Consider the following 20,741-nt stretch of genomic DNA (forward strand, 5'->3'; position numbering starts at 1 on the left):
AAGTTGCAGCCCGCTCTCGACCAGCCATCAGTCATCAGTGCGCTGCTGCGGCATGCCCGCAGCGCGGCTCCAGGGGGGAACCATGTCCACCATCGTTCGCATCCGTCGTACCCGTCGCGCCGTCGTCGCTGCTGCCGCCCTGGGCGCAGCCGCCGTCTGCGGATCGGTCGTGGTCACCGCCCCGGCCGCCTTCGCGGCGGAGCCGTCGCACACCTCGCTCACCGTCCAGGCCCCGGCCTCGGTCGGGTTCGCCGGCGGGCCGGTCGCGTTCACCGAGAACATCACCAACTCGGGCTCGGAGGAGACCGGTTACAACCTGGAGCTGAAGACCACCACCGGGGCCGGAACGCCGCCGAACTCGATCGTCATCGACTACAAGGACCCGGCCGACGGCGCGTGGAAGTCGGTGCCGCTGGCGATGACCAGGGGCAACGAGAGCGTGGTGTACGAGGGGACGGTGATCGGACTCACCGTTCCGGCCGGTCGGACCCGCAAGGTCGACCTGCGGATCGGCGCGCCGATGGGCCTGGCCCACGACGGCGCCTCCAACGGCGGCTTCGATTCGATCACCCTGCGCTCCGACCTCACCACCCCGCCGCACCTCCACAACCGGGTGGAGGCCGAGGCGACCAGCACGATCAAGGTCACCTCGATCGGGAGCTCCCTCGCCCACGTGCCCGCCACCGCCGTCGCGGGCGGCGCGCCGATCGAGTTCGACGCCGTCCTCGACAACCCCACGCCCTCCGACTACACCAACCTCGGCAACGTCCTGTTCGTCGACAAGCACGCGACCGTCCAGGTGCGGACGGCGGACGGGGGCTGGCGCACGCTGGACAAGGTGCCCGGTGACACGCCGGAGGAGCCGGTCGGCGTCTACCTCCAGGGGCGCGACTCCAGCCTCCGGGCGGGTGGCCACCTCGTGGCCCGGGTGCGGGTGTCGTACGACGCGACGACCCCGGCGGGCGCCACCGAGGTGAACCCGTGCGTGTTCGTCAACGAGGGTCGGCCGTTCTGGGGGACCACGCTGTGCTCCACGGGCGCGAAGGTGCAGGTCCAGCCCGCGGGTACGAAGACGCCCGAGCCGACCCCGTCCTCCTCCGCCCCGAAGCCGGTTCCGTCCTCCTCGGCCCCGAAGCCGGTTCCGTCCTCCCCGGCGTCCTCCGCCCCGGCGTCCTCGGCCCCGGCCGTTCCCGTCGTGCCGGCCTCCGACGGCACCCCGAGCGCCCCGGCGGCGGCCCCGTCCACCACCCCCGCGCCGCAGGCCCCCGCCCCTCAGGCCCCGGCGGCCGACGCCCAGCTCGCCTCCACCGGTGCCGACCACACCACCGCCCTCCTCGGCGGTGGCCTCGCCCTGACGGGCCTCGGAGCCGGCGCCCTCTGGCTGCGCCGCGTGCTGCGCCGGGCCTGAGCGAACGCCAAGGAGCCCGTCACCCTCCCGGGTGACGGGCTCCAACCGCTCGGTGCGCTCCGTGCGGCGTCAGCGCAGCCGCGACGACGACAGGATCGACGCCAGGTGCGCCACCACCATGCCCCACGTGATCACCGTGATCCCCGCGAGCGCGGCCCGGGTCGGCGTCAGCCCGCCCACCGCCGCGTCCGCGACGGCCGCCGCGAGCAGCACCAGCGAGGCCTCGATGCCGTTCGTCACGCGGTGGATCTTGAACACCGACGCGAGCCGGCGGGCCGTCGCGATGCCCTGGGAGCGCGGCTGGGTCGACTCCTCGTCGGCCGGGGCCGCGCCGCTGCGGGCGCGGGCGACGTCCACCAGGTCCGTCGAGGCCTTCAGCAGCACCACGCCGAGCGCCGCCGCCAGCCCGGCCGACACCCACAGCTCCGACCCGCCCCGGGCCGCCCGCACGCCCGCGCCGATCATCAGCGCGGCGTCCGCCAGGTAGGCGCCGAGGCGGTCGACGTAGACCCCGGCCATGCTGAACTGGCGCTTCCAGCGCGCCACTTCGCCGTCCACGCAGTCGAACAGCAGGAACAGCTGGAACAGCACCACCGCGAGCACGGCCCCCGTCAGGCCGGGGATCAGCAGGGCCGCCCCGCCGCCGACGCCGCAGACCACCATGACCCACGTGAGGGTGTTCGGCGACACCGAGGTCCGCACCAGCTGCCGGGTCGTGCGCAACGAGAGGCGGCGCATGTACAGCCGGCCCGCCCAGTGCTCACCGTTGCGACTCTGCAGCTTGGCCTGCGGCTGGCACACCTCGCGCAGCTCCGAAAGCGCCGGAGCAGCCACCATGACGAATCCCTCCACCGGTCCGGCGGGACCCGCCGGACGTCCTGTCCCGAAACGATCATCGAACGATCCACCACAGGGTAGAACCTGCCGGGACCCCGCCCGCGCACGGACGGCTGGACCCCGGACGTCGGGATCATGGAGATCCGGTGGGGGAGGTCGATGGGGTCGGCGGGAACGGGGACCGCGTGGAGGTCCGACGCTCCACCGGACCCGCCGACCCGGGCCGCCTGCCGCGCCGCCGGGGCGACCCGGAGGAGCGGCAGGCGGTGCACTCGCGTGACGTCACGCGTCCGCGCGACCGGGCACGCGGGGAACGGATCCGCGTCCGGGACCTCACGCCACCGCGAGCGTCGGCACCGGCGCCCCGCCGCGGTGCAGCAGGGCCCGCTCGGTCGCCGTCCACACCCCCGACGTCACCAGGTACAGCGCCGCCGCCAGCGGCACCAGCGCCGCGAACACGACCGTCCCGAACGACAGGTACGGCAGGAACGCCGCCCCCGGCTGGGCGGTCTGCGCCGCCGCTGCCGCGCGCCGGGCCCGGCGGAAGTTCACGTACCCGACGGCCGCCAGCCCCGCGTACAGCACGCCGAACACCGCCAGCTGCCCGGCGCCGTGGGCGTTCGCGACGTGCAGGCCGAGCGGGGTGCCGAACACGGTGTGGCTCTGCAGGTCGTCGGAGGTGGTGAACAGCCGGTACATCACCGAGAAGAACGGGATCTGCACGAGCGCCGGCAGGCAGCCGGCCAGCGGCGAGACCTGCTCCTTCTGGTGCAGGTCCGCCATCGCCTCGCGGAGCTTCTCCGGGCGGTCCTTGTGCTTGCGGTTCAGCTCGGCGATCTTCGGGGCGAGGCGGGCGCGGTCCTTCTCCCCGCGCGCCGCGGCCCGCGCGAGCGGGTGCAGGGCGAGACGGACCGCGACGGTGAACAGGACGATCGCTAGCGCGGTCGGGACGACGTGGGCGAGCCCGGCGACGACGGTGTGGGCGACGGCGACGGCAGGGTCGAGAACGGCGAGAACGGACATGGTGGAGCGAGCCCTCCGGGGTCTCGGGACATGGGTGATCGACGGAGGGCGGCCGCGGGAACGGCGGGGATGGGGAACCGGACTGGGGAACCAGCCGGAAGCCGGGCGGCAAGACCCGGCCGGAGAACCGGACTGGGAACCGCGCCGGACGGACCCGGGCGCTACGCGGCCGCCGGGGCCGCGCCGGGTGCCCTGGGGCGTCGCCGGCCCCGGGCGTCCGGATCGCGCTGGGACAGGAAGGCCGTACGGAACGCACGGCGCCGCAGCATGCCGTTGCGGACGGCGGCGGGAGCGCGCGCCCCCAGCAGCCGGGCCCCGGCGAGCGTGCCCGCGACGGCACCGGCCAGCAGCACCACGGCGGCGACGGTCGCCACCGAGGCGAGCGATCCGCCCTCGGTGAGCAGCTCGCCGGTCAGCACCCGGAGCAGGCTGAACAGCATCGCGATCACGGTCACGGTGTGCTCCCTTCACTCGGTGCGCGGCTGACTCGCCTGACGGACTCGCCTGACGGACTCGCAGGACGGTGACGACGATCGTACGACGTTCCGGCTTCCGGCGTACACGAGATGTCCCGGTGGATGCCCGGAGCGGGCGCGGAGGAGGCACCGCCGGAGGTGTAGCCGGCTGTGCTACACGGGGCTACCTTGGAAGGGTGAAGACGATTACCCAGCGGGAGTTCCGGAACAACTCCGCCGCGGTGATGGACGCCGTCGAGGCGGGGGAGACCTTCCACATCACCAGGAACGGGGTCGAGGTCGCCGAGCTGCGGCCGGTGTCGAGCCGGCGACGGCTCACGGCGGAGGAACTGGTCGCGCGGCACGTGAAGCTGCCGCGCGTGGACTACCAGCAGATGCGCAAGGAGGCCGAGGAGGACTTCGGCCCCGAGGAGCTGGTGGGCGACGACGGCGACGACCCGTTCGAGCGCCGGCGTGGCTGAGCGCCGGCGGGCCTCCCGGCGCCGGCCCGCCGGGGTCCTCGACACGTGCGTCTACATCGACCTCGCGCTGCTCAGCCCGGCCGACCTGCCCGCCGTGCCGGAGCTCACCGCGATCACCTTCGCCGAACTCCAGCAGGGCGTGTCGATGGCCCGCGACCCGATCAGCCGGGCCGCCCGCCTGGAGGTGCTCGGCGCCGCGATGGCCGACTTCGACCCGCTGCCGTTCGACGCGGCCGCCGCCGCCCGCTACGGCACCCTCGTCACCCTCACCATCGCGGCCGGGCGCCAGCCCCGCCCGCGCCGGATCGACCTCATGATCGCCGCCGTCGCCTCCGCCCACGGCCTGCCGCTCTACACCCGCAACGTGGCCGACTTCCGCGGACTGGCGTCGGCGGTGGAGGTCATCGGCGTGTGACCGGCCGCGCCGGCCATGCCGGTCCGACGCCCGCAGGCCGCCCGTTCGTACCGCGAGCGTGCTTGCAGCAAGCGGATCCGTCGCCGCCGCCCGCCGGTCTCCGGTGCCGGCAGGCGGCGGCACGCGTACCCCGTACGCCCCCGCCCGTCAGCCCAGGCGGACCGTCGTGCCCGTGGCGGCCGAGGTGCGGGCCGCTTCCAGGACGGTGAGCGTGGCGACCGCGTCGTGCGGGTCGACCGGGGCCGGGGTACCGGGGTCGGCCAGGGCGGCGGCGATGCCCGCGTAGAAGGCCGGGTAGTCGCCCGGGTCGGTGGGGAGGGGGATCGGCGCCTCGTCGGTGCCGAGCGTGCCGTAGTGCCCGGGCTGGTCGGCGCCCCACGGACGGTCGCCGTCGGGGCGCAGGCCGGAGCGCAGGTCGGCCTCCTGCGGGTCCATGCCGGACTTGACGTACCCGGCGGCGTCGCCGAGCACCCGCAGCCGGGGCCCGAGCAGCGGGGTGAGGGCACTCGTCCACAGGTGGGAGCGGGTGCCGGAGGCGTGGGTGAGGGCCAGGAACGCGTCGTCGTCCACGACCGCGCCGTCCCGCCGGACGTCGATCTCCGCGTACACCGTCTCGACCGGCCCGAACAGCGTCAGCGCCTGGTCGACCAGGTGGCTGCCCAGGTCGTACAGGGTGCCGCCGGCCTCGGCCGGGTCGGCGAGCTCGCGCCAGCCCGGCTTCGGCTTCGGCCGGAAGCGCTCGAACCGGGACTCGAACCGGTGCACCCGGCCCAGCGCGCCGCCCCGGACGAGGCGGGCGGCGGTCAGGAAGTCGCCGTCCCAGCGGCGGTTCTGGAAGACCGAGAGCAGGACGTTCCGCGACTCCGCCAGCCGGCACAGCTCCAGCGCCTCGGCGGCGGTGCCGGCCAGCGGCTTGTCGACGACGGTGGCCAGCCCGGCGCGCAGGGCGGCGCGGGCGAGCGGGGCGTGGGTGCGGTTGGGCGAGGCGATGACGACCAGGTCCAGCGCGTCCGGGTCGGCCAGCAGCTGCTCGGGCGTGTCGACCGCGCGGGCGCCGGGGTGTTCGCGCTGCAGCTGCGCGCGGCGCTCCGGGTTGGCGGTGACCACGGCGTCCAGCCGCAGGCCGGGGGTGGTCGCGATGAGCGGGGCGTGGAAGGCGGAACCGGCCAGGCCGTAGCCGATCAGGCCGACGCGGAACGGGCGGGGGGTCTCGTCGGGGCTCATGCGTCCACTCAATCACGGGCGGTCCGGCCGTCCCGTCCAGCCACGTCGCGGCTGCGGGGCGGCTGCGGGGCCGCTCCGGGGCGGTTCCGGGGCCGCTCCGGGGTGGCCCGGTCCCGGTCCCGCCCCGGCCGCGCGCCCGGCCCCGTTCCGGCGAACGGACCGTGCTGCCGTCGTTCAGGTGTGCCGATTAGGCTGTGCCGCGTCAGGGCCTTCGCAAGACGTCGCAACACTTCGGGAGACACGCACGTGGCAGACCGCAAGCCCATCGAGTCCTGGCTGACCGACATGGACGGCGTCCTCATCCACGAGGGCACGCCGATCCCCGGCGCGGAGGAGTTCCTGCGCCGGCTCCGGGAGTCCGGCAAGCCGTTCCTGGTCCTCACCAACAACTCCATCTACACCCCGCGCGACCTCAGCGCCCGCCTGGCCGGCATGGGCCTTGAGGTCCCCGAGGAGTGCATCTGGACGTCGGCCCTGGCGACCGCCAAGTTCCTCAAGGGCCAGCGGCCCGGCGGCACCGCGTACGTGATCGGCGAGGCGGGTCTCACCACCGCGCTCTACCAGGCCGGTTACGTGCTGACCGACAACAACCCGGACTACGTCGTCCTCGGCGAGACCCGCACCTACAGCTTCGAGGCGCTGACCAAGGCGATCCGCCTGATCAACCAGGGCGCCCGGTTCATCTGCACCAACCCCGACGAGACCGGCCCGTCCACCGAGGGCGTGCTGCCGGCCACCGGCTCGGTCGCCGCGCTGATCACCAAGGCCACCGGCGTCGAGCCGTACTTCGTCGGCAAGCCCAACCCGCTGATGATGCGCGAGGCGCTGAACAGCGCCGGCGCCCACTCCGAGAGCGCCGTCATGATCGGCGACCGGATGGACACCGACATCGTCGCGGGCATGGAGGCCGGCATGGAGACGATCCTGGTGCTCACCGGCCTGACCGCCGCGGCCGACGTGGAGCGCTTCCCGTACCGGCCGACCCGCGTGGTCAAGTCGATCGCGGACCTGGTCGAGCTGATCTAGCGTCCTGACCTGGCCTCCGCGGTGCCGAATCGGGCTCCGTCTCCTGCCGCGGGCCGGAGACGGGGCCCTTTGCGTCCGCGGAACTCGTACGTGTGGGGAGGAACGGACGGATGGTCACCACGGGGGAGCCGGCGGCCGGGGAGAAGCGGGTCACCTGGGCCGAGCTCTACTTCGACCTGGTCTTCGTCTTCGCGGTCACGCAGGTCTCCGGCCTGCTGCACCACCACCACGACTGGCGGGGCGTCGCCGAGGCGCTCGTCGTGTTCGTGCCGGTGTACTGGTGCTGGGTCGGCACCACGGTGCAGGCCAACATCCGGGACGTGGACAACCTGCGGGACCGCGTCGGCATCCTGCTGGTCGGCCTGGCGGGCCTGTTCATGGCGCTCGCCGTGCCGGGCGCGTGGGGCGGGCGGGGCGTGCTGCTCGGCGCCGGGTACTGGCTCGCGCGGGTGGTGCTGGTCGTCCTGCTGATCCGCGTCCCGGGCGTCTGGCGCGGCCCGTACGGGGTCGGGGTGCTGGTCAGCGGGCCGCTGCTGGTGGTCGGCGGACTGCTGCCGGACGGGCCGCGGCTCGCGCTGTGGGCCGCGGCGGCGGCGTGCGACCTCGCCGCACCGGTGCTGTTCCGGCGGCGGCTCGCGGCGGTGGCGTACCACCCGTCGCACATGCCGGAACGGTTCGCGACCTTCCTGCTGGTCGCGCTCGGCGAGTCGATCGTCGGGATCGGCGCGACGGCCGCCCGGGCCCGGCTGGACGCGCCCGAACTCACCGCCGTCGCGGCCGCGTTCACCATCTCGGCGGGCCTGTGGTGGCAGTACTTCGTCTACGCGGCGGACGCCATGCGGCACGCCGTCGAGGTCACCGACTCGCGCCGGGACGTCGTCCGGCGGATCTTCCAGTACGGGCACCTGGCGCTCGTCGCCGGCGTGATCGGCGTCGCGGTCGGCTTCGGCGAGACGGTCGCGGACCCTTGGCGCGCGCTCGGTCCCGGTGCGGTGGCGCTGCTGTACGGCGGCTGCGGGCTGTACCTGCTGACCTTCGGCTACACCCGGTGGATGATGTTCCGCAAGGTGGCGACCACGCGCATCACCGCGGCGCTGCTGGTGCTGGGCCTGCTGCCCGCGATGATCAACCTGCCGGCGCTGGCGGTACTCGTGGCTCTGGCGGTGCTGCTGGTGGCGCTCAACGTGGTGGAACACCTCATCGTGGCGCGGGTCGCCACAGGGGAGCCAGGGGAGACAGGGGAGACAGGGGAGGCACCGGAAGCCTCGCCGGCTGCCATCCCCACCCCCTCCTCGCCGTCCGCCCCCGCTGCCGCGGAGTGATGTGTCGCCGTTCTCGCCGTCATCTCCACCCCTTCCACACTCCCCGCCCCCGCTCCTGCGGAGCGAGCTGTCGGTGGGCCTGTGTAGCGTTCGGGGTGCAAGAGGGCGTGCGGCCGAACAGCCGCTGTGTGGGAGGTAGATGTCGTGACGGACACGGTCGAGGCGAGCACGGTCGAGGCCGGCGCGGGCGGTGGGCTGGAGCTGCCCGGGTCCTGGCGCGAGGTGCTGGGCGCCGAGACGGAGAAGCCGTACTTCGCCGAGCTGGCGGCCTTCGTGGCGGCCCAGCGGGCGGAGCACCAGGTGTTCCCGCCGAGCGGCCAGGAGTTCGCCGCGCTGGAGGCCACGCCGTACGAGAAGGTCCGGGTGCTCGTGCTCGGCCAGGACCCGTACCACGACGACGGCCAGGCCCACGGCATGAGCTTCTCGGTGCTGCCGGGCACCAGGACGCCGCCGTCGCTGCGCAACATCTTCAAGGAGATGGACGCCGACCTCGGCATCCCCGCTCCGGACAACGGCTACCTGATGCACTGGGCCGAGCAGGGCGTGCTGCTGCTCAACGCGGTGCTCACCGTCCGCGCGCACGAGGCCAACTCGCACAAGGCGAAGGGCTGGGAGAAGTTCACCGACGCCGTGATCAAGGCGGTGAGCGAGCGCGAGGAGCCGGTGGTCTTCGTGCTGTGGGGCAACTACGCGAAGAAGAAGCTGCCGCTGATCGACACCACCAAGCACGTGGTGGTGCAGGGCGCGCACCCGTCCCCGCTGTCCGCCAAGCTGTTTTTCGGCAGCCGCCCGTTCTCGCAGATCAACGCCGCGCTGGACGGGTTCGGCGCCGACGCCATCGACTGGCGGATCCCGAACCTCAAGAAGGACTGACCCGCGGCGCACCGGCCGGCCGGCCGGTTGGTCGGTCAGTCTGCAGGTCGGACGGACGATCGGCCGGCCGGACGGACGGGCCCGACACCCCGTCCGTTCGTGGCCATCCGCCGTTCACCGCGGGTGGCCGCCGGGCTGCGGCCGGTGTGCTTAGCTGGTGCCCGACCGGGTCGCCGGACCCGGTCCGGGGAGGGGCGGCACGTGCGCCGGGTTGGGCGGATATCGGGTGTCCGGTGGGCCGTGGGGGCGGCCCTGACGGGACTGTTGGCGGCTACGGCGGGCTGTGGCGGATCGGGACCGGGGGGTGGTCCGACGTCCTCCGGGGCGCCACCGAACTCCGCCGTGCAGACGCCCGCGCCACCATCCCCACAGGCGGACGGGGGCCTCGCCCAACTGCCCAACCAGACCTTCTACGTCTCCGACCAGACCTCCGCCGCCCGCCAGTCGGCCGCCCTGCGCGGCCAGGGCCGGACGGCGGAGGCGGCCGACCTGCTGCGGATCGCGGCCCAGCCGTCCTCGCAGTGGCTCGGCGAGCAGAACGCCCCGAGCATCGCGGAGCAGGTGAGCCGCCGCGCGGCCGCGGTCGACCGGACGCCGGTCTTCGTCGCCTACGACATCCCGCACCGCGACTGCGGCCAGTACTCGGCCGGCGGTGCCGCCGACGCCGCGTCGTACCGGGCCTGGATCACCGGTGTCGCGGAGGCGCTGGGCGACCGCAAGGCCTGGGTGATCGTGGAGCCGGACGCCGTCGCCCACACCCTGGACGCCTGCGGTGTGAAGGGCGACCTCGCCGCCGAACGGTATGGACTGCTGGCCTTCGCCGTCCAGGAGCTGAAGAAGCGTCCGCAGGTGCGGGTGTACCTGGACGCGGGCAACCCCGGCTGGTCGCAGGACCCTTCGGCGATGGCGGACGCGCTGCGCAAGTCCGGGATCGCCGTCGCGGACGGCTTCGCGGTGAACGTCTCCAACTTCTACGGCACCGACGCCGACGCGTCGTACGGCGGACAGCTATCGGCCGCGCTGGGCGGGAAGCACTTCGTCGTCGACACCAGCCGCAACGGCAACGGCCCGCTGGGCGGCGACTCCTGGTGCAACCCGCCGGGCCGCGCGCTCGGCGAGCCGCCGACGACCGACACCGGCCGGCCCGGGGTGGACGCCTACCTGTGGATCAAGAACCCGGGGGAGTCCGACGGCGAGTGCGGCCGGGGCGAGCCCCGGGCGGGCGAGTTCTGGCTGCCGTACGCGCTGGGGCTGGCGAGGGCGGCCCGCTGACCGGTCCGCGGGCGTTGAGCCGTCCGCGGGCCGTTGAGCTGTCCGCGGGCCGCCTCCCAGCGGTCCAGGAGGGTCAGCCCGTCACCTGGATCCAGCGCGCGACGGACGGGGTACCGGCGGAGTCCGTCAGGAACAGCATGTACCAGCCGGGCGGCAGCAGGTTGGGGTTGCCCGGCAGCGTGAGCGAGACGCCGTCCGCCGTGCGGCCGGTGATGTCCAGGGCCACCGACCGCTGTTCGACGTCCGTCACGTGGGTGACCGAACTCGGCCGGATCAGCTTGGCCGTGGTGACGGCGTCCGGGCGCGCCGCGCCGACGGTGACGGTGCTGCCGAGCCTGGCCCCCTCGGGCGCGGCGGTGACCTGCGGGCGGTCGCCGTGGTACAGGTACGGCGGGGTGTAGATCTCGATCCGCTGCTCGAAGCCGCCGGGCGTGGTGTTGGCGTCGTCGGCGAAGAGCGGGTTGGAGCCGAGGACGGCGACCCGGCCGTCGGGGAGCAGCAGCGCCTCGGAGTGGTAGTCGCGGCCGACGGTCGGTTCGGCGGCCTTGGTGAAGGTGTTGGTGCCGGGGTGGTAGACCTGCGCCTTGAGCAGGTCGCTGCCGCTCTTGCCGCGGTAGCCGCTGGAGCCGCCGGTGGTGAAGACGGTGTCGTCCGGCAGGATCACGCTGTTGAGGTACCGGGTGCCGCCGGCGGGCAGGTCGGGACCGGGGGTGAAGGCGGGCTTCGGCGCGGAGAGGTCGGCGATGTCCGTGCGGGCGCTGGACAGCGGCGACTCGCCGACGCCCCCGCCGCCGAGCACCATCACCTTCTGCGCCTGCGCGGGCGGCAGCAGCACCGAGGACGAGGTCTCGGTGAGGCCGGGGTCGCGCAGGCCCGGGACGGGCTGGAAGCCGTTGTTCGTCAGGTCCCACAGGCCCGGCTCGCGGCCCTTGTCGGCGGGGCCGTAGCCGGCGTTGGAACCGGAGTAGAAGAGCTTGCCGGAGGTGGTCAGGAAGAGCGACGGGTAGGTGGGGAAGTAGCGGTCGGGGGCCTTGGCCCAGGTCTTGGACCTGGGGTCGTAGACCTCGTTGTCGTTGCCGTTGAGGATCTGTCCGGTGTCGTCGAGGCCGGACACCGTGACCACCCGGCCGTCGCCGAGCCCGGTGAGCGTCGGGTACCACCGGGCGTGGGTCATGTCGGTGACCTGCTCGTACAGTTCGGTGTCCGGGTTGAACTCGAACGCCGCGCGGATGCCCTGGTATTCCTGCTTCTCCAAAGTCATCTTGTCGTTCATGCCGTACAGGTTGTGGGCGTCCACGCCGCTCAGGCCCTTGATCCGGTACTGCGCACGGGCGTCGGTGAGGTAGTCCTTGCCCTCCCCGACGGCCTCGACGAACACGTGCTGCTCGCTGGCCGTCACGACGGTTTTGGTGCCCGAGCCGGTCTTCACCGCGGCCGGGACGGTCACGTCGGCGGTGGAGGCGTACTCGCGGCCGTTCGGGGCGACGAAGACGGTGCCCTTGGGGAACGTCCGGGCGCGTTCGGGGCTCTCGTTGCGCACGCGCATGGTGCCCGCGGCCTTCTTCACGGCGCCGTCCAGCTTCTCGTACCGCTGGGTGCCGCCGGCGACCAGCACCCGGCCGTCGGGCAGCGAGGTGTGGCCGCCGCAGAACATGTCGTCCGGGGTCGGGACGAGCTTGTAGGTGTTCTTCGCCGGGTCCCAGAGGAGGCTCTTGAACGTGCCCGCGCCGAAGGCCTTCTCGTCGTTGCCGGAGCCGGCCACGATCAGGACCTTGCCGGTGCGCAGGAGCGTGGCGTGGACGGCGTTGACCCGGAACTCGGCGGGCAGCGTGAGGGTCTGCCAGTGGCCGTACTCCGCCTTGTACTCCGGGCGGTTGATCACGTACTGGTGGTACTGGTCGGAGGCGAAGCCGAGGACGGCGGGCGCGTTCATCCCGGCCACGGTCAGGGCGACCGTGCTGCCGAGGGCGAAGCGCCTGGTCCGTCCGGCGTTGTGGATCTTCACGGTGATCGGTCCCCTCGTGGGCCGGTTCGACGGGTGGCTGTTCGGCAAGCGGCTGTTCGGTGGGTGGCTGTTCGGCGAGTGGCTCTTCGGCGGGTGGCTGTTCGGTGGGTGATCGCGGTGAACGCCCGACGGGCAGCCGCTCGGCGGGCATTCGCTCAGCGGGTGGAGGAGGGCTCGGCCTGCCGGGGCTGCGGCGGCCTCCGGAGTTCCAGCGTGGGCTGGTCGAGGCCCGAGTGGTCCCGCGACTCCCGGTCGAGTGCGGCGGAGTCGAGTGCGGCGGGGTCGAGGAGGACCGGCCGGCGCAGCTGGACGGTGGGCTGGTCCACCCGGACGGCGGTGGCCGAGGGGCCGCCCCCGGTCACGGTGAGCGTGGCCGTGGGCCTGGCCCGCCGGCGCCGGACGGTGTCCGCGGTGGTCACCAGCAGGGGCAGCAGTGTCAGGACGAGGGCGATGAACGCCCAGGTGCGCATGGCCGCGTGGTCGTGGCCGGTGAAGAAGGACGCGACGATCGCGGCCCCGAACACGACCGTCCAGAACAGGTGCAGCCGGAACGTGGAGAGCCGGTCGGGGCTGGCCGAGCCGCCCTTCGGTGTGACGACGAAGCGGCTGCGCAGCCGCAGCGCGGCCTGCACCAGGGCGGCCGCGTAGACCGGCCCGGAGAGCGCCGACATCACCATGCCCGCGACCCCGGAGGAGCCGGCCGGCTCGTGCGGGCTCACGTTGTGCTTGCGGTTCCAGGTGTAGAGCAGGAGCTGGAGCGCGGCGGCGTCGCTGTAGAGCATCATCCAGATCTCCGAGGAGACGTGGACGCCGGACGCCCCGAAGACGAGGTAGAGCACGCTGGAGACCGCCCCGAGGAGCCAGGTCAGCGCCGCCATCGGGTAGAAGCAGACCATCAGCGAGTAGTTGAGCAGCCGTCCGGGGGAGAGCTTCCACATCACCCGCCAGTACTGGGTGAGCAGGGTCTCGTACGTGCCGCGGCTCCAGCGCAGTTGCTGGGAGAAGAAGTCGGTCCAGGAGGACGGGCCCTCGCCGACCGCCAGGACGTCCGGGGTGTAGACGGACTTCCAGCGGGCACCGGTCCGGGGGTTGCGGCTCCGGTGGAACTCCAGACCGGTCGCCATGTCCTCCGTGATGGAGTCGTACAACCCGCCGATCGACTGGAGCGCGCCGATTCGCACGGCGTTGTTCGTGCCGACGAACATCGGCGCCCCGTAGCGGTTTCCGGCGCGCTGAATCAGCGCGTGGAAGAGGTACTGCTGGCTCTCGGAGAATTTGGTGACCGCCGAGCCCGAGCTGCGGTAGTTCCCGTACACCTGAGGGCCGACGACGAATGCCACGTCGGGGTCGCGGAAGTAGCCGAGCATGCGCTCGCAGAAGTCCGGCAGCGGGACGTGGTCGGTGTCGACCGACACCCAGAAGTCGTAGTCGTCGCCGTGCGCCTGGAGCCAGGCGTTGTAGTTGCCGTGCTTGGTCTTGGCGCGGAACCTGCCCTCGGGCCGGTTCCAGTGCGGCCGGCCGAAGCGGCTGAAGTGGCGGACGCCCAGCTCGGCGCAGAGCGCGCGCATCGCAGGATCGTTTCCCTCGTCCAACAGCCAGACGTCGTAGGGGCCTTCGTGCCGCACGGCGAGCGCAGCGGTGAGCGTGGCCCGGACCATCTCCGCGGGCTCTTTGCCCGGTACACAGGTGGTGAGGAAGGCGACCCTGGTGCCGCGCTCGGGCGTGACCGGGACGGGATCGCGGGCGACGAGGGTGGCGTGGGCGTTGGAGACCACGTTGACCAGCCGGAACACCTCGACGACGGCGATGATCCCGATCATCACCTTGTCGGCGGTGAGCAGCCACGCGTCCGTCTCGCCGGGGCGCTCGGGCCAGTGTTCGGGCAGTAACAGCCAGACCAGCAGCACCGCTTCCACGAGCGGGGCGGCCACCAGCAGCAGGGCGGCACGGATCCGGTGCGGCTCGCGGCGCAGCAGGCTGCGGTACTGGACGCGGTAGGGCGCGGATCCGGTGCCGGGCTCGGCGTCCGTTTCCGCGTCGGTGCCGGTACCGGTGTCGGTGCCGGTGTCGGTGCGGGCGCCGTCGTCGGGGTGTATTCGGGTGTCGGTCCAGTTGTCGGCCCAGGCGTCGGTCCAGGCGTCGGTCCGGTAGACCCCGTCGCCGGGGTCGAGGGCCGGTCCGGCGAGTCGGCTGAAGTGGGCGTAGTCGTACGGGGCTTCGGGGGCCGGTACGTCGGCCAAGGCGTCGTCGATCCGTGTACTGCCGCCGCCGTCGGCCGTCTCGGCGTCTTTCCGCCGCGAGAACGGCAAGGTCATGGTTGCTCCCCCCGGAGTCGTGCGTCGACTGGCTGCGCCGCCGCTTCGGAGCCGCCCGGGGCAGAACACTGCCCGGTGAACTGCGGTGGGTCAGGCAGTTTCCGGGCTATTCGTCACATAAACCGTGAGCAATCAATTCTATTGTGTGACTACATGGCGTGTAACTGCGCGACCGGCTTCGAATGCGGGACCCCGGAGCACTTCCCGGTTTCCCCTCCGGGTGTGCGGGATCCTTGGCGTGCTCAACTCTCCCGGAGGGTCGCGGTGATCGCAACCGATCTGAGAGATGATCAGTGCGCAAGCGTGAAGATACTACGGTTCCAAGCCAAACCGGAGTGCCGAAGTGATATTGGCGCGGATTGGACGCGTCCGGCGCATCGGGGCCCGCTCCCGTCGAATGAGCGGGCGAAGAGCGGACTTCGCGCTGAGGCCCTCTCTTCGCCATCTCCGTTTCTCGACAAGTAACTTGACGCTACGTCAGCAATGGGGCTCCGGTCGCTGCGCGCACCTCTTCGAGGGTTCTGCCGGGTGCCGTCTCCACGAGGAGCAGCCCGGCCGGCGTCACGTCCACGACCGCCAGGTCGGTGACGATCCGGTCCACGACCCGCCGCCCGGTGGCGGGGAGCGTGAGCTCCTCGACGATTTTCGGCGAGCCGTCCCTGGCCGTGTGCTCCATGACGACGATCAGCCGCCGGGCGCCGTGCACGAGGTCCATCGCGCCGCCCATGCCCTTGACCGTCTTCCCGGGGATCATCCAGTTGGCGAGGTCGCCGGCCGCCGACACCTGCATCGCGCCGAGCACCGAGACGTCGATCCGGCCGGCCCGGACCATGCCGAAGGAGACGGCCGAATCGAAGTACGAGGCGCCCGCCGCGACGGTCACGGTCTCCTTGCCCGCGTTGATCAGGTCGGCGTGCTCGGCGCCGTCGGCCGGGTACGGGCCCACGCCCAGGACGCCGTTCTCCGAGTGCAGCACCACCTCCACGCCCGGCGGGAGATGGTCGGGGATCAGGGTGGGCAGGCCGATGCCCAGGTTCACGTACTCCCCGTCGCGCAACTCCCTCGCGGCGCGCGCGGCGAGGGCGTTCCGGGGGTCGGGTGCATTGCGGGGGTCGGATGCATTCCGGGGGTCGAGTGCCTTGCGGGGGTCGAGTGCCTTGCGGGGGTCGAGTGCCTTGCGGGGGTCGAGCGGTGTCGCGGCGGTCATCGGCTCAGGCCTGCTCTCGTGTGGCGGTGGAGGTCGGGGCGGTGGGGGTGCCGGGCGTCGCAGGCGTTGCGCGGACCGTGCGGCGCTCGATCCGCCGGTCGGTGGGGTCCGCGGCCACGACCCGGTCGACGTACACGCCGGGGAGGTGCACGGCGTCCGGATCCAGCGCTCCCGGTTCGACGATCCGGTCGGCCTCGACCACGGTGGTCCGGGCCGCCGCCGCGCAGAGCGGGTTGAAGTTGCGGGCGGCCGCGTGGAAGACGCAGTTGCCGTGCCGGTCCGCCGTCTCGGCCCGGACGAGCGCGAAGTCGGCCGTGATCGCCTCCTCCAGGAGGTGGCGCCGGCCGCCGAAATCCCGGACCTCCTTGGCCGGCGAGGCGAGCGCGACCGTTCCGTCCGCCGCGTACCGCCAGGGGAGCCCGCCCTCCTCGACCTGGGTGCCGACGCCCGCCGGGGTGTAGAACGCCGGGATGCCCGCCCCACCGGCCCGCAGCCGCTCGGCCAGCGTGCCCTGCGGCGTCAGCTCCACTTCCAGTTCGCCCGAGAGGTACTGCCGGGCGAACTCCTTGTTCTCGCCGACGTAGGAGGACGTCATCCGGGCGATCCGGCCCGCCCGCAGCAGCAGGCCCAGCCCCCAGTCGTCCACCCCGCAGTTGTTGGAGACCACGCGCAGCCCGGTGGCCCCGGCGTGCACCAGGGCGCCGATCAGCGTGCTGGGGATGCCGCAGAGGCCGAAGCCGCCGACGGCCAGCACGGCGCCGTCGGGGATGTCCCGGACCGCGTCGGCGGGGGAGTCCATGACCTTGTCCAAAGGAGCACCTCGTGAGGGGAGTTGTGGGCGGACGAGTCGCGAGCAGGGAGCGCCGGTCCTTCCACGGTGTCCGGCCCCGCGCCGTCGCGGCCATGGCTGCTGCCGCCATGGCCGGCTGCGGATCCGTGTCGGGAGGGCACACCGTGGCAAGTGCGTGGCACCCGCGCCGCCTCCGGGGCTCGGCGGTATGGCGGTCGCAGCCACATCACGACCGGCTGATGCGTCGTCCGGGCACATGTCGCCGGTCTCACCGCACACCTACGGTTCCGGCATCCACCCGCCGCACCCCCAGGAGTCGGTCACCATGCGCAGCTCGACAGCCCCCACCAGGACCGCGGCCCGTCGGGCCCCGACCGGCGGACCGGGGCGGCGGCTCGCCGCGCTCGCGGCCTGCGTCCTGCTCGCCGCGGGCTGCGCCAAGGCTGGCACCGCCGGGACGGGCGCGGCGGACGGCGGCGGTGTGAAGAGCCCGGTCAAGGTCGGCCTGGTGTACTCCAGGACCGGCCCGCTGGCCGCCTACGGAAAGCAGTACGTGGAGGGCTTCAAGGCGGGGCTGGACTACGCGACCAAGGGCACCGGCGCGGTCGACGGACACCGGATCGAGGTCGAGGAGCAGGACGACGCGGGCGACCCGGCCAAGGCGGTGTCCGCCGCCAAGGACCTGATCGGCAAGGGGCACAAGATCCTCGCGGGCTCCACCGCCTCGGGCGTCGCCCTCCAGGTCGGCCCGATCGCCGCCCAGAACAAGGTGCTCTTCATCAGCGGCCCGGCCGCCGCCGACAAGATCACCGGCCTGAACCGGTACACCTTCCGCTCCGGCCGCCAGTCCTACCAGGACATCCGCACCGCCGCCTCGTTCATCGGCGATGCCAAGGGCAGGAAGGTGACGGTGCTCGCCCAGGACAACGCCTTCGGCCAGGCCAACGTGGCCGCCGTCAACGACGTACTGGGCGCCCAGGGCGCGACGGTCGAGCAGGTGCTCGCCCCGCCGAGCACCACCGACCTCACCCCCTTCGCCACCCAGGCCAGGAACGCCAGGCCCGATCTGCTCTTCGTTGCCTGGGCCGGCGACACCGCGTCGGCCCTGTGGACGGCGCTCAGCCAGCAGGACGTGTTCTCCGGCACCAAGGTCGTCACCGGCCTCGACCTGGCGGCCTCCTACCCGCTGTTCGGTCCGGCCGGCGAACGGATCTCCTTCCTGAACCACTACTTCGCCGGCGCCGCCGGAACCCCGGTGGAGAAGGTCATGACGGACGCCGTGACCGCCGCCGGCGGAAAGACCGACATCTTCACTCCCGACGGCTTCACCGCCGCGCAGATGATCGTGCACGCCGTCGAGGCCGCCCACGGCTCCGCCGAGGACACTTCGGCCCTGGTGAAGGCCCTGGAGGGCTGGAGCTTCGACGGGGTCAAGGGCCGGACCACCGTCCGCGCCGAGGACCACGCCCTGCTCCAGCCGATGTTCCAGGTCCGGCTGACCGGCACCGGCGCCGATGCCAGGCCCTCCGTGGCGAAGGCCCTCACCGCGGACGAGGTCGTGCCCCCGGTCGCCCCGATGGCGGGCTGATCCGATGCCCGCTCCGACTCTGCCCACTACCTCCCCGCCCGTGACCACCTCCGTTCTGAGTCTGGACGGACTCGGCTGGTCCGTCCGCGGCGTCCCGATCGTCGAGGACGTCTCCTTCTCCGTGGCCGAAGGCGAGTTCATCGCCTTCATCGGCCCCAACGGGGCCGGCAAGACCTCCCTGTTCAACCTGATCTCCGGCATCTACCCGGCGACCCGCGGCCGCCTTCGCCTCGACGGCGCCGACATCACCGCCGAGCCCGTCCACGCCCGCGCCCGTCGCGGACTCGGCCGGACCTTCCAGACCTCCTCCCTCTGGCCGGGCACGACCGTCGCCGACCACGTCCGTCTCGCCGCCCAGGCGTCCGCCGGGCCGGGCGCCTCGTACCGGCTCTGGCGCCGCGCCGACCGCTTCGCCGACCAGGTCGCCGAGACCCTCCGCCGCACCGAACTCGCCCACCGGGCCGACACCGTGGCGAGCGCGCTCTCCCACGGCGAGAAGCGCAAGCTCGAACTGGCCGTCCTGCTGGTCTCCGACCCCCGGCTCATCCTGCTGGACGAGCCGATGGCCGGGGTGAGCGCCGAGGAGGTGCCCGCCCTCACCGCGCTGATCCGCTCGGTGCACCGGGACCTCGGCCGGACCGTCCTGATGGTCGAGCACCACATGGACGTCCTGCTCGGCCTCGCCGACCGCCTCGCGGTGATGCACCACGGCACTCTGCTCGCCCTGGGCACCCCGGAGGCCGTGATGGCCGATCCCACCGTCCAACAGGCCTACCTGGGCGAGGCGTTGTGACCGACCTTCCTCCTCTCCTCTCCGTTCGCGATCTGCGCGTGGTCGTCAACGGGCTGCACATCCTGCACGGCGTCGACCTGGACGTCGCCCCGGCCGGGGTCACCGCGCTCCTCGGCCGCAACGGCGCGGGCAAGACCACCACCGTCAGGGCCGTCATGGGCCTGGTGCCCCGAACGGGCAGCATCCTCTTCGCCGATACGGAGATCTCCTCTCTTCCGACTCATCTGGTGGTTCGCCACGGCATCGGCTACGCCCCCGAGGACCGGGGGATCTTCGCCGGCCTGACGATCGCCGAGAACCTCCGTCTCGCCGAGCGCGGCGCTCCCGGCGGCGAACCGGACTACGCCCTCGTCCACGAGCTCTTCCCTGAACTGAGGAAGCGGGCCGCACAGTTGGCGGGCACCCTCTCCGGCGGCCAGCAGCAGATGGTGGCGATCGCCCGGACGCTGCTCAACCGCAACCGGCTGATCATCGCCGACGAGCCGACCAAGGGCCTGGCCCCGAAGGTCGTCGCCGAGGTGGCCGACGTGCTGGCCCGCGCGGCCGAGGCCGTGCCCGTCCTCCTGGTCGAGCAGAACCTCGCCCTCGTGCGCCGGCTCGCCGGTACCTGCGTCGTCCTGGCCGACGGCCGTACCGCCCACCAGGGCGACACCGTCGCGCTGTTGGCCGACGAGGAGGCCGCCCGTCGCCTGCTCGGGGTCGGCACCCGCCGGCCGGTCGCGGCGGCCACGGCCTCGGCGGCCATGCCCGCGGCTGCCGCGCCGGCGGCGGCCCCGCCCTCGGGAGCTCCGAGCGTCTCCGCCGTCACCACGGAGGTGAAGCCCTGATGGACACCATCGTTCTCCTCTCCTGCACTGGACTCGGTCTCGGTGCGCTGTACTTCCTGATCGCCTCCGGTCTGTCGCTGATCTTCGGTTTGATGGACGTGCTCAACTTCGCGCACGGCGCCCTGCTCTCGATCGGCGCCTATGCCACCTGGTGGGCCGGCACCGAGGCCGGTCTCTCCTTCTGGCTCGCCGTGCCCTTCGGCACCCTCGTCGGGACGGCCACCGCCGTCCTGCTGGAGCTCTCCCTGATCCGGCCGCTCTACAGCCGGCCGCGCGACCAGATCCTCGCCACCGTCGGGGTCGGGCTCGCCGTTCCCGCCCTGCTGATGGGGGTGTGGGGCGCGGACGCCCGCCCCTTCCCCCAGCCCGCCGCCCTCGCCGGCACCTGGCACGTGCTCGGCGCGACCGTCCCGGTCAACCGCTTCGTGCTCGTGGCCGCCGCCGCGGTGCTGTTGCTCACTCTTCGGTTGTTCCTCGCCCGCACCCGCTACGGGCTGATCGTCCGGGCCGGCGTCGAGGACCGGGCGATGGTCACGGCGCTCGGCATCGACGTCCGTCGGGCCTTCACCCTCGTCTTCGCCATCGGCGGGGCCGCCGCCGCGCTCGGCGGGGCCCTCGGCGGCCTCTACTTCGGTTCGGTCACCCCCGGCCAGGGGACCGGCCTGCTCGTCTTCGCGTTCGTCGTCGTCGTGATGGGCGGCCTGGGCTCGGTCACCGGCGCCGCCGTCGCCTCGGCCGGCGTCGGTCTCGTCCAGCAGTTCGCCAACTACTACACCGGGGCGGGGCTCGGCGACCTCTCCGTCGTCGTCCTGCTCGCCGTCCTGCTTCTCGTCCGACCCCGTGGACTCACCGGGAGGCTCGCGTGAGCGCCGAAACACC

At 72.9% G+C, this 20,741-nt stretch carries 19 protein-coding genes; 11 read left to right on the top strand and 8 right to left on the bottom strand.

Going from position 1 to position 20,741, the window contains the following annotated elements; genetic code table 11:
- Positions 1-82: 82 nt before the first annotated feature.
- The gene (locus tag ACFXDE_RS06075) at positions 83-1,408 is read left to right on the top strand and encodes a hypothetical protein (protein ID WP_380491334.1); all 1,326 of its coding nucleotides are present in this window, start codon (positions 83-85) and stop codon (positions 1,406-1,408) included.
- Between the two features lie 69 nt (positions 1,409-1,477).
- Here ACFXDE_RS06075 and ACFXDE_RS06080 read toward each other — a convergent pair whose 3' ends face one another.
- The 3 genes from ACFXDE_RS06080 to ACFXDE_RS06090 form a co-directional block, all read right to left on the bottom strand.
- The gene (locus tag ACFXDE_RS06080) at positions 1,478-2,245 is read right to left on the bottom strand and encodes a CDP-alcohol phosphatidyltransferase family protein (RefSeq protein WP_380435180.1); all 768 of its coding nucleotides are present in this window, start codon (positions 2,243-2,245) and stop codon (positions 1,478-1,480) included.
- A 333-nt stretch (positions 2,246-2,578) separates the two neighbouring features.
- Positions 2,579-3,268 (bottom strand): YidC/Oxa1 family membrane protein insertase, encoded by a 690-nt coding sequence (locus tag ACFXDE_RS06085; RefSeq protein WP_380491336.1) that lies wholly within the window; start codon positions 3,266-3,268, stop codon positions 2,579-2,581.
- Between the two features lie 161 nt (positions 3,269-3,429).
- Complete coding sequence (locus ACFXDE_RS06090; protein WP_380491338.1) at positions 3,430-3,723, bottom strand: DUF6412 domain-containing protein; 294 nt, start codon at positions 3,721-3,723, stop codon at positions 3,430-3,432.
- Positions 3,724-3,920: 197 nt separating this feature from the next.
- Between ACFXDE_RS06090 and ACFXDE_RS06095 the strand changes: the two genes are divergently transcribed.
- Both ACFXDE_RS06095 and ACFXDE_RS06100 read left to right on the top strand, forming a co-directional pair.
- Positions 3,921-4,205, top strand: coding sequence for a type II toxin-antitoxin system Phd/YefM family antitoxin (locus ACFXDE_RS06095; protein ID WP_380435183.1), 285 nt, complete (start codon positions 3,921-3,923; stop codon positions 4,203-4,205).
- Positions 4,198-4,620 carry a type II toxin-antitoxin system VapC family toxin gene (locus ACFXDE_RS06100; protein ID WP_359960592.1) on the top strand — a complete coding sequence of 141 codons (423 nt, stop codon included), beginning with the start codon at positions 4,198-4,200 and terminating at the stop codon, positions 4,618-4,620. The genes ACFXDE_RS06095 and ACFXDE_RS06100 overlap by 8 nt, the downstream gene beginning before the upstream one ends.
- Positions 4,621-4,767: 147 nt before the next feature.
- Here the strand turns inward: ACFXDE_RS06100 and ACFXDE_RS06105 are convergent, their stop codons facing one another.
- Complete coding sequence (locus tag ACFXDE_RS06105; RefSeq protein ID WP_380491341.1) at positions 4,768-5,844, bottom strand: Gfo/Idh/MocA family oxidoreductase; 1,077 nt, start codon at positions 5,842-5,844, stop codon at positions 4,768-4,770.
- A 246-nt stretch (positions 5,845-6,090) separates the two neighbouring features.
- Here ACFXDE_RS06105 and ACFXDE_RS06110 point away from each other — a divergent pair, with 246 nt between their 5' ends.
- The 4 genes from ACFXDE_RS06110 (at position 6,091) to ACFXDE_RS06125 (ending at position 10,337) form a co-directional block, all read left to right on the top strand.
- On the top strand, positions 6,091-6,870 hold the full coding sequence (locus tag ACFXDE_RS06110) for an HAD-IIA family hydrolase (RefSeq protein WP_380435185.1): 780 nt from the start codon (positions 6,091-6,093) through the stop codon (positions 6,868-6,870).
- A gap of 110 nt (positions 6,871-6,980) precedes the next feature.
- Positions 6,981-8,192, top strand: coding sequence for a low temperature requirement protein A (locus ACFXDE_RS06115; RefSeq protein ID WP_380491343.1), 1,212 nt, complete (start codon positions 6,981-6,983; stop codon positions 8,190-8,192).
- A 144-nt stretch (positions 8,193-8,336) separates the two neighbouring features.
- Positions 8,337-9,065: a uracil-DNA glycosylase gene (locus tag ACFXDE_RS06120; RefSeq protein WP_380491345.1), complete on the top strand. Its 729-nt coding sequence runs from the start codon at positions 8,337-8,339 to the stop codon at positions 9,063-9,065.
- A 342-nt stretch (positions 9,066-9,407) separates the two neighbouring features.
- Positions 9,408-10,337, top strand: a complete 930-nt coding sequence (locus tag ACFXDE_RS06125) for a glycoside hydrolase family 6 protein (RefSeq protein WP_380491346.1) — start codon at positions 9,408-9,410, stop codon at positions 10,335-10,337.
- Between the two features lie 73 nt (positions 10,338-10,410).
- Here ACFXDE_RS06125 and ACFXDE_RS06130 read toward each other — a convergent pair whose 3' ends face one another.
- The 4 genes from ACFXDE_RS06130 to ACFXDE_RS06145 all read right to left on the bottom strand — a co-directional run bounded on the left by ACFXDE_RS06130 (position 10,411) and on the right by ACFXDE_RS06145 (position 16,675).
- Positions 10,411-12,270: a galactose oxidase-like domain-containing protein gene (locus tag ACFXDE_RS06130; RefSeq protein ID WP_380491461.1), complete on the bottom strand. Its 1,860-nt coding sequence runs from the start codon at positions 12,268-12,270 to the stop codon at positions 10,411-10,413.
- Between the two features lie 227 nt (positions 12,271-12,497).
- Positions 12,498-14,657, bottom strand: coding sequence for a glycosyltransferase family 2 protein (locus ACFXDE_RS06135; protein WP_380491348.1), 2,160 nt, complete (start codon positions 14,655-14,657; stop codon positions 12,498-12,500).
- A gap of 472 nt (positions 14,658-15,129) precedes the next feature.
- Positions 15,130-15,864 carry a 3-oxoacid CoA-transferase subunit B gene (locus ACFXDE_RS06140; RefSeq protein ID WP_380491350.1) on the bottom strand — a complete coding sequence of 245 codons (735 nt, stop codon included), beginning with the start codon at positions 15,862-15,864 and terminating at the stop codon, positions 15,130-15,132.
- A gap of 4 nt (positions 15,865-15,868) precedes the next feature.
- A complete protein-coding gene (locus tag ACFXDE_RS06145) occupies positions 15,869-16,675 on the bottom strand; it encodes a CoA transferase subunit A (RefSeq protein WP_380491352.1) in 807 nt (268 codons plus the stop codon).
- Between the two features lie 304 nt (positions 16,676-16,979).
- Here ACFXDE_RS06145 and ACFXDE_RS06150 point away from each other — a divergent pair, with 304 nt between their 5' ends.
- From ACFXDE_RS06150 to ACFXDE_RS06165, 4 genes are read left to right on the top strand one after another with little or no spacing between them, the layout of a single operon-like run.
- Positions 16,980-18,242 (top strand): substrate-binding domain-containing protein, encoded by a 1,263-nt coding sequence (locus ACFXDE_RS06150; RefSeq protein WP_380491354.1) that lies wholly within the window; start codon positions 16,980-16,982, stop codon positions 18,240-18,242.
- 4 nt (positions 18,243-18,246) lie between these two features.
- Positions 18,247-19,035, top strand: a complete 789-nt coding sequence (locus ACFXDE_RS06155) for an ABC transporter ATP-binding protein (RefSeq protein ID WP_380491356.1) — start codon at positions 18,247-18,249, stop codon at positions 19,033-19,035.
- 38 nt (positions 19,036-19,073) lie between these two features.
- A complete protein-coding gene (locus ACFXDE_RS06160; protein WP_380491358.1) occupies positions 19,074-19,862 on the top strand; it encodes an ABC transporter ATP-binding protein in 789 nt (262 codons plus the stop codon).
- Positions 19,862-20,728, top strand: a complete 867-nt coding sequence (locus ACFXDE_RS06165; RefSeq protein ID WP_380435194.1) for a branched-chain amino acid ABC transporter permease — start codon at positions 19,862-19,864, stop codon at positions 20,726-20,728. Before ACFXDE_RS06160 ends, ACFXDE_RS06165 begins: the two co-directional genes overlap by 1 nt.
- The last annotated feature ends 13 nt before the right edge of the window (positions 20,729-20,741 follow it).

The organism is Kitasatospora sp. NPDC059408 (genome assembly GCF_042751525.1).
Taxonomy (GTDB): Bacteria; Actinomycetota; Actinomycetes; order Streptomycetales; family Streptomycetaceae; genus Kitasatospora.

Coding starts and splice junctions, on each gene's coding strand:
- ACFXDE_RS06075 (WP_380491334.1), top strand. CDS start 83: ATGTCCACCATCGTTCGCATCCGTCGTACCCGTCGCGCCGTCGTCGCT.
- ACFXDE_RS06080 (WP_380435180.1), bottom strand. CDS start 2,245: ATGGTGGCTGCTCCGGCGCTTTCGGAGCTGCGCGAGGTGTGCCAGCCG.
- ACFXDE_RS06085 (WP_380491336.1), bottom strand. CDS start 3,268: ATGTCCGTTCTCGCCGTTCTCGACCCTGCCGTCGCCGTCGCCCACACC.
- ACFXDE_RS06105 (WP_380491341.1), bottom strand. CDS start 5,844: ATGAGCCCCGACGAGACCCCCCGCCCGTTCCGCGTCGGCCTGATCGGC.
- ACFXDE_RS06115 (WP_380491343.1), top strand. CDS start 6,981: ATGGTCACCACGGGGGAGCCGGCGGCCGGGGAGAAGCGGGTCACCTGG.
- ACFXDE_RS06130 (WP_380491461.1), bottom strand. CDS start 12,270: ATGAACGCGCCCGCCGTCCTCGGCTTCGCCTCCGACCAGTACCACCAG.
- ACFXDE_RS06135 (WP_380491348.1), bottom strand. CDS start 14,657: ATGACCTTGCCGTTCTCGCGGCGGAAAGACGCCGAGACGGCCGACGGC.
- ACFXDE_RS06140 (WP_380491350.1), bottom strand. CDS start 15,864: ATGACCGCCGCGACACCGCTCGACCCCCGCAAGGCACTCGACCCCCGC.
- ACFXDE_RS06150 (WP_380491354.1), top strand. CDS start 16,980: ATGCGCAGCTCGACAGCCCCCACCAGGACCGCGGCCCGTCGGGCCCCG.
- ACFXDE_RS06155 (WP_380491356.1), top strand. CDS start 18,247: ATGCCCGCTCCGACTCTGCCCACTACCTCCCCGCCCGTGACCACCTCC.
- ACFXDE_RS06165 (WP_380435194.1), top strand. CDS start 19,862: ATGGACACCATCGTTCTCCTCTCCTGCACTGGACTCGGTCTCGGTGCG.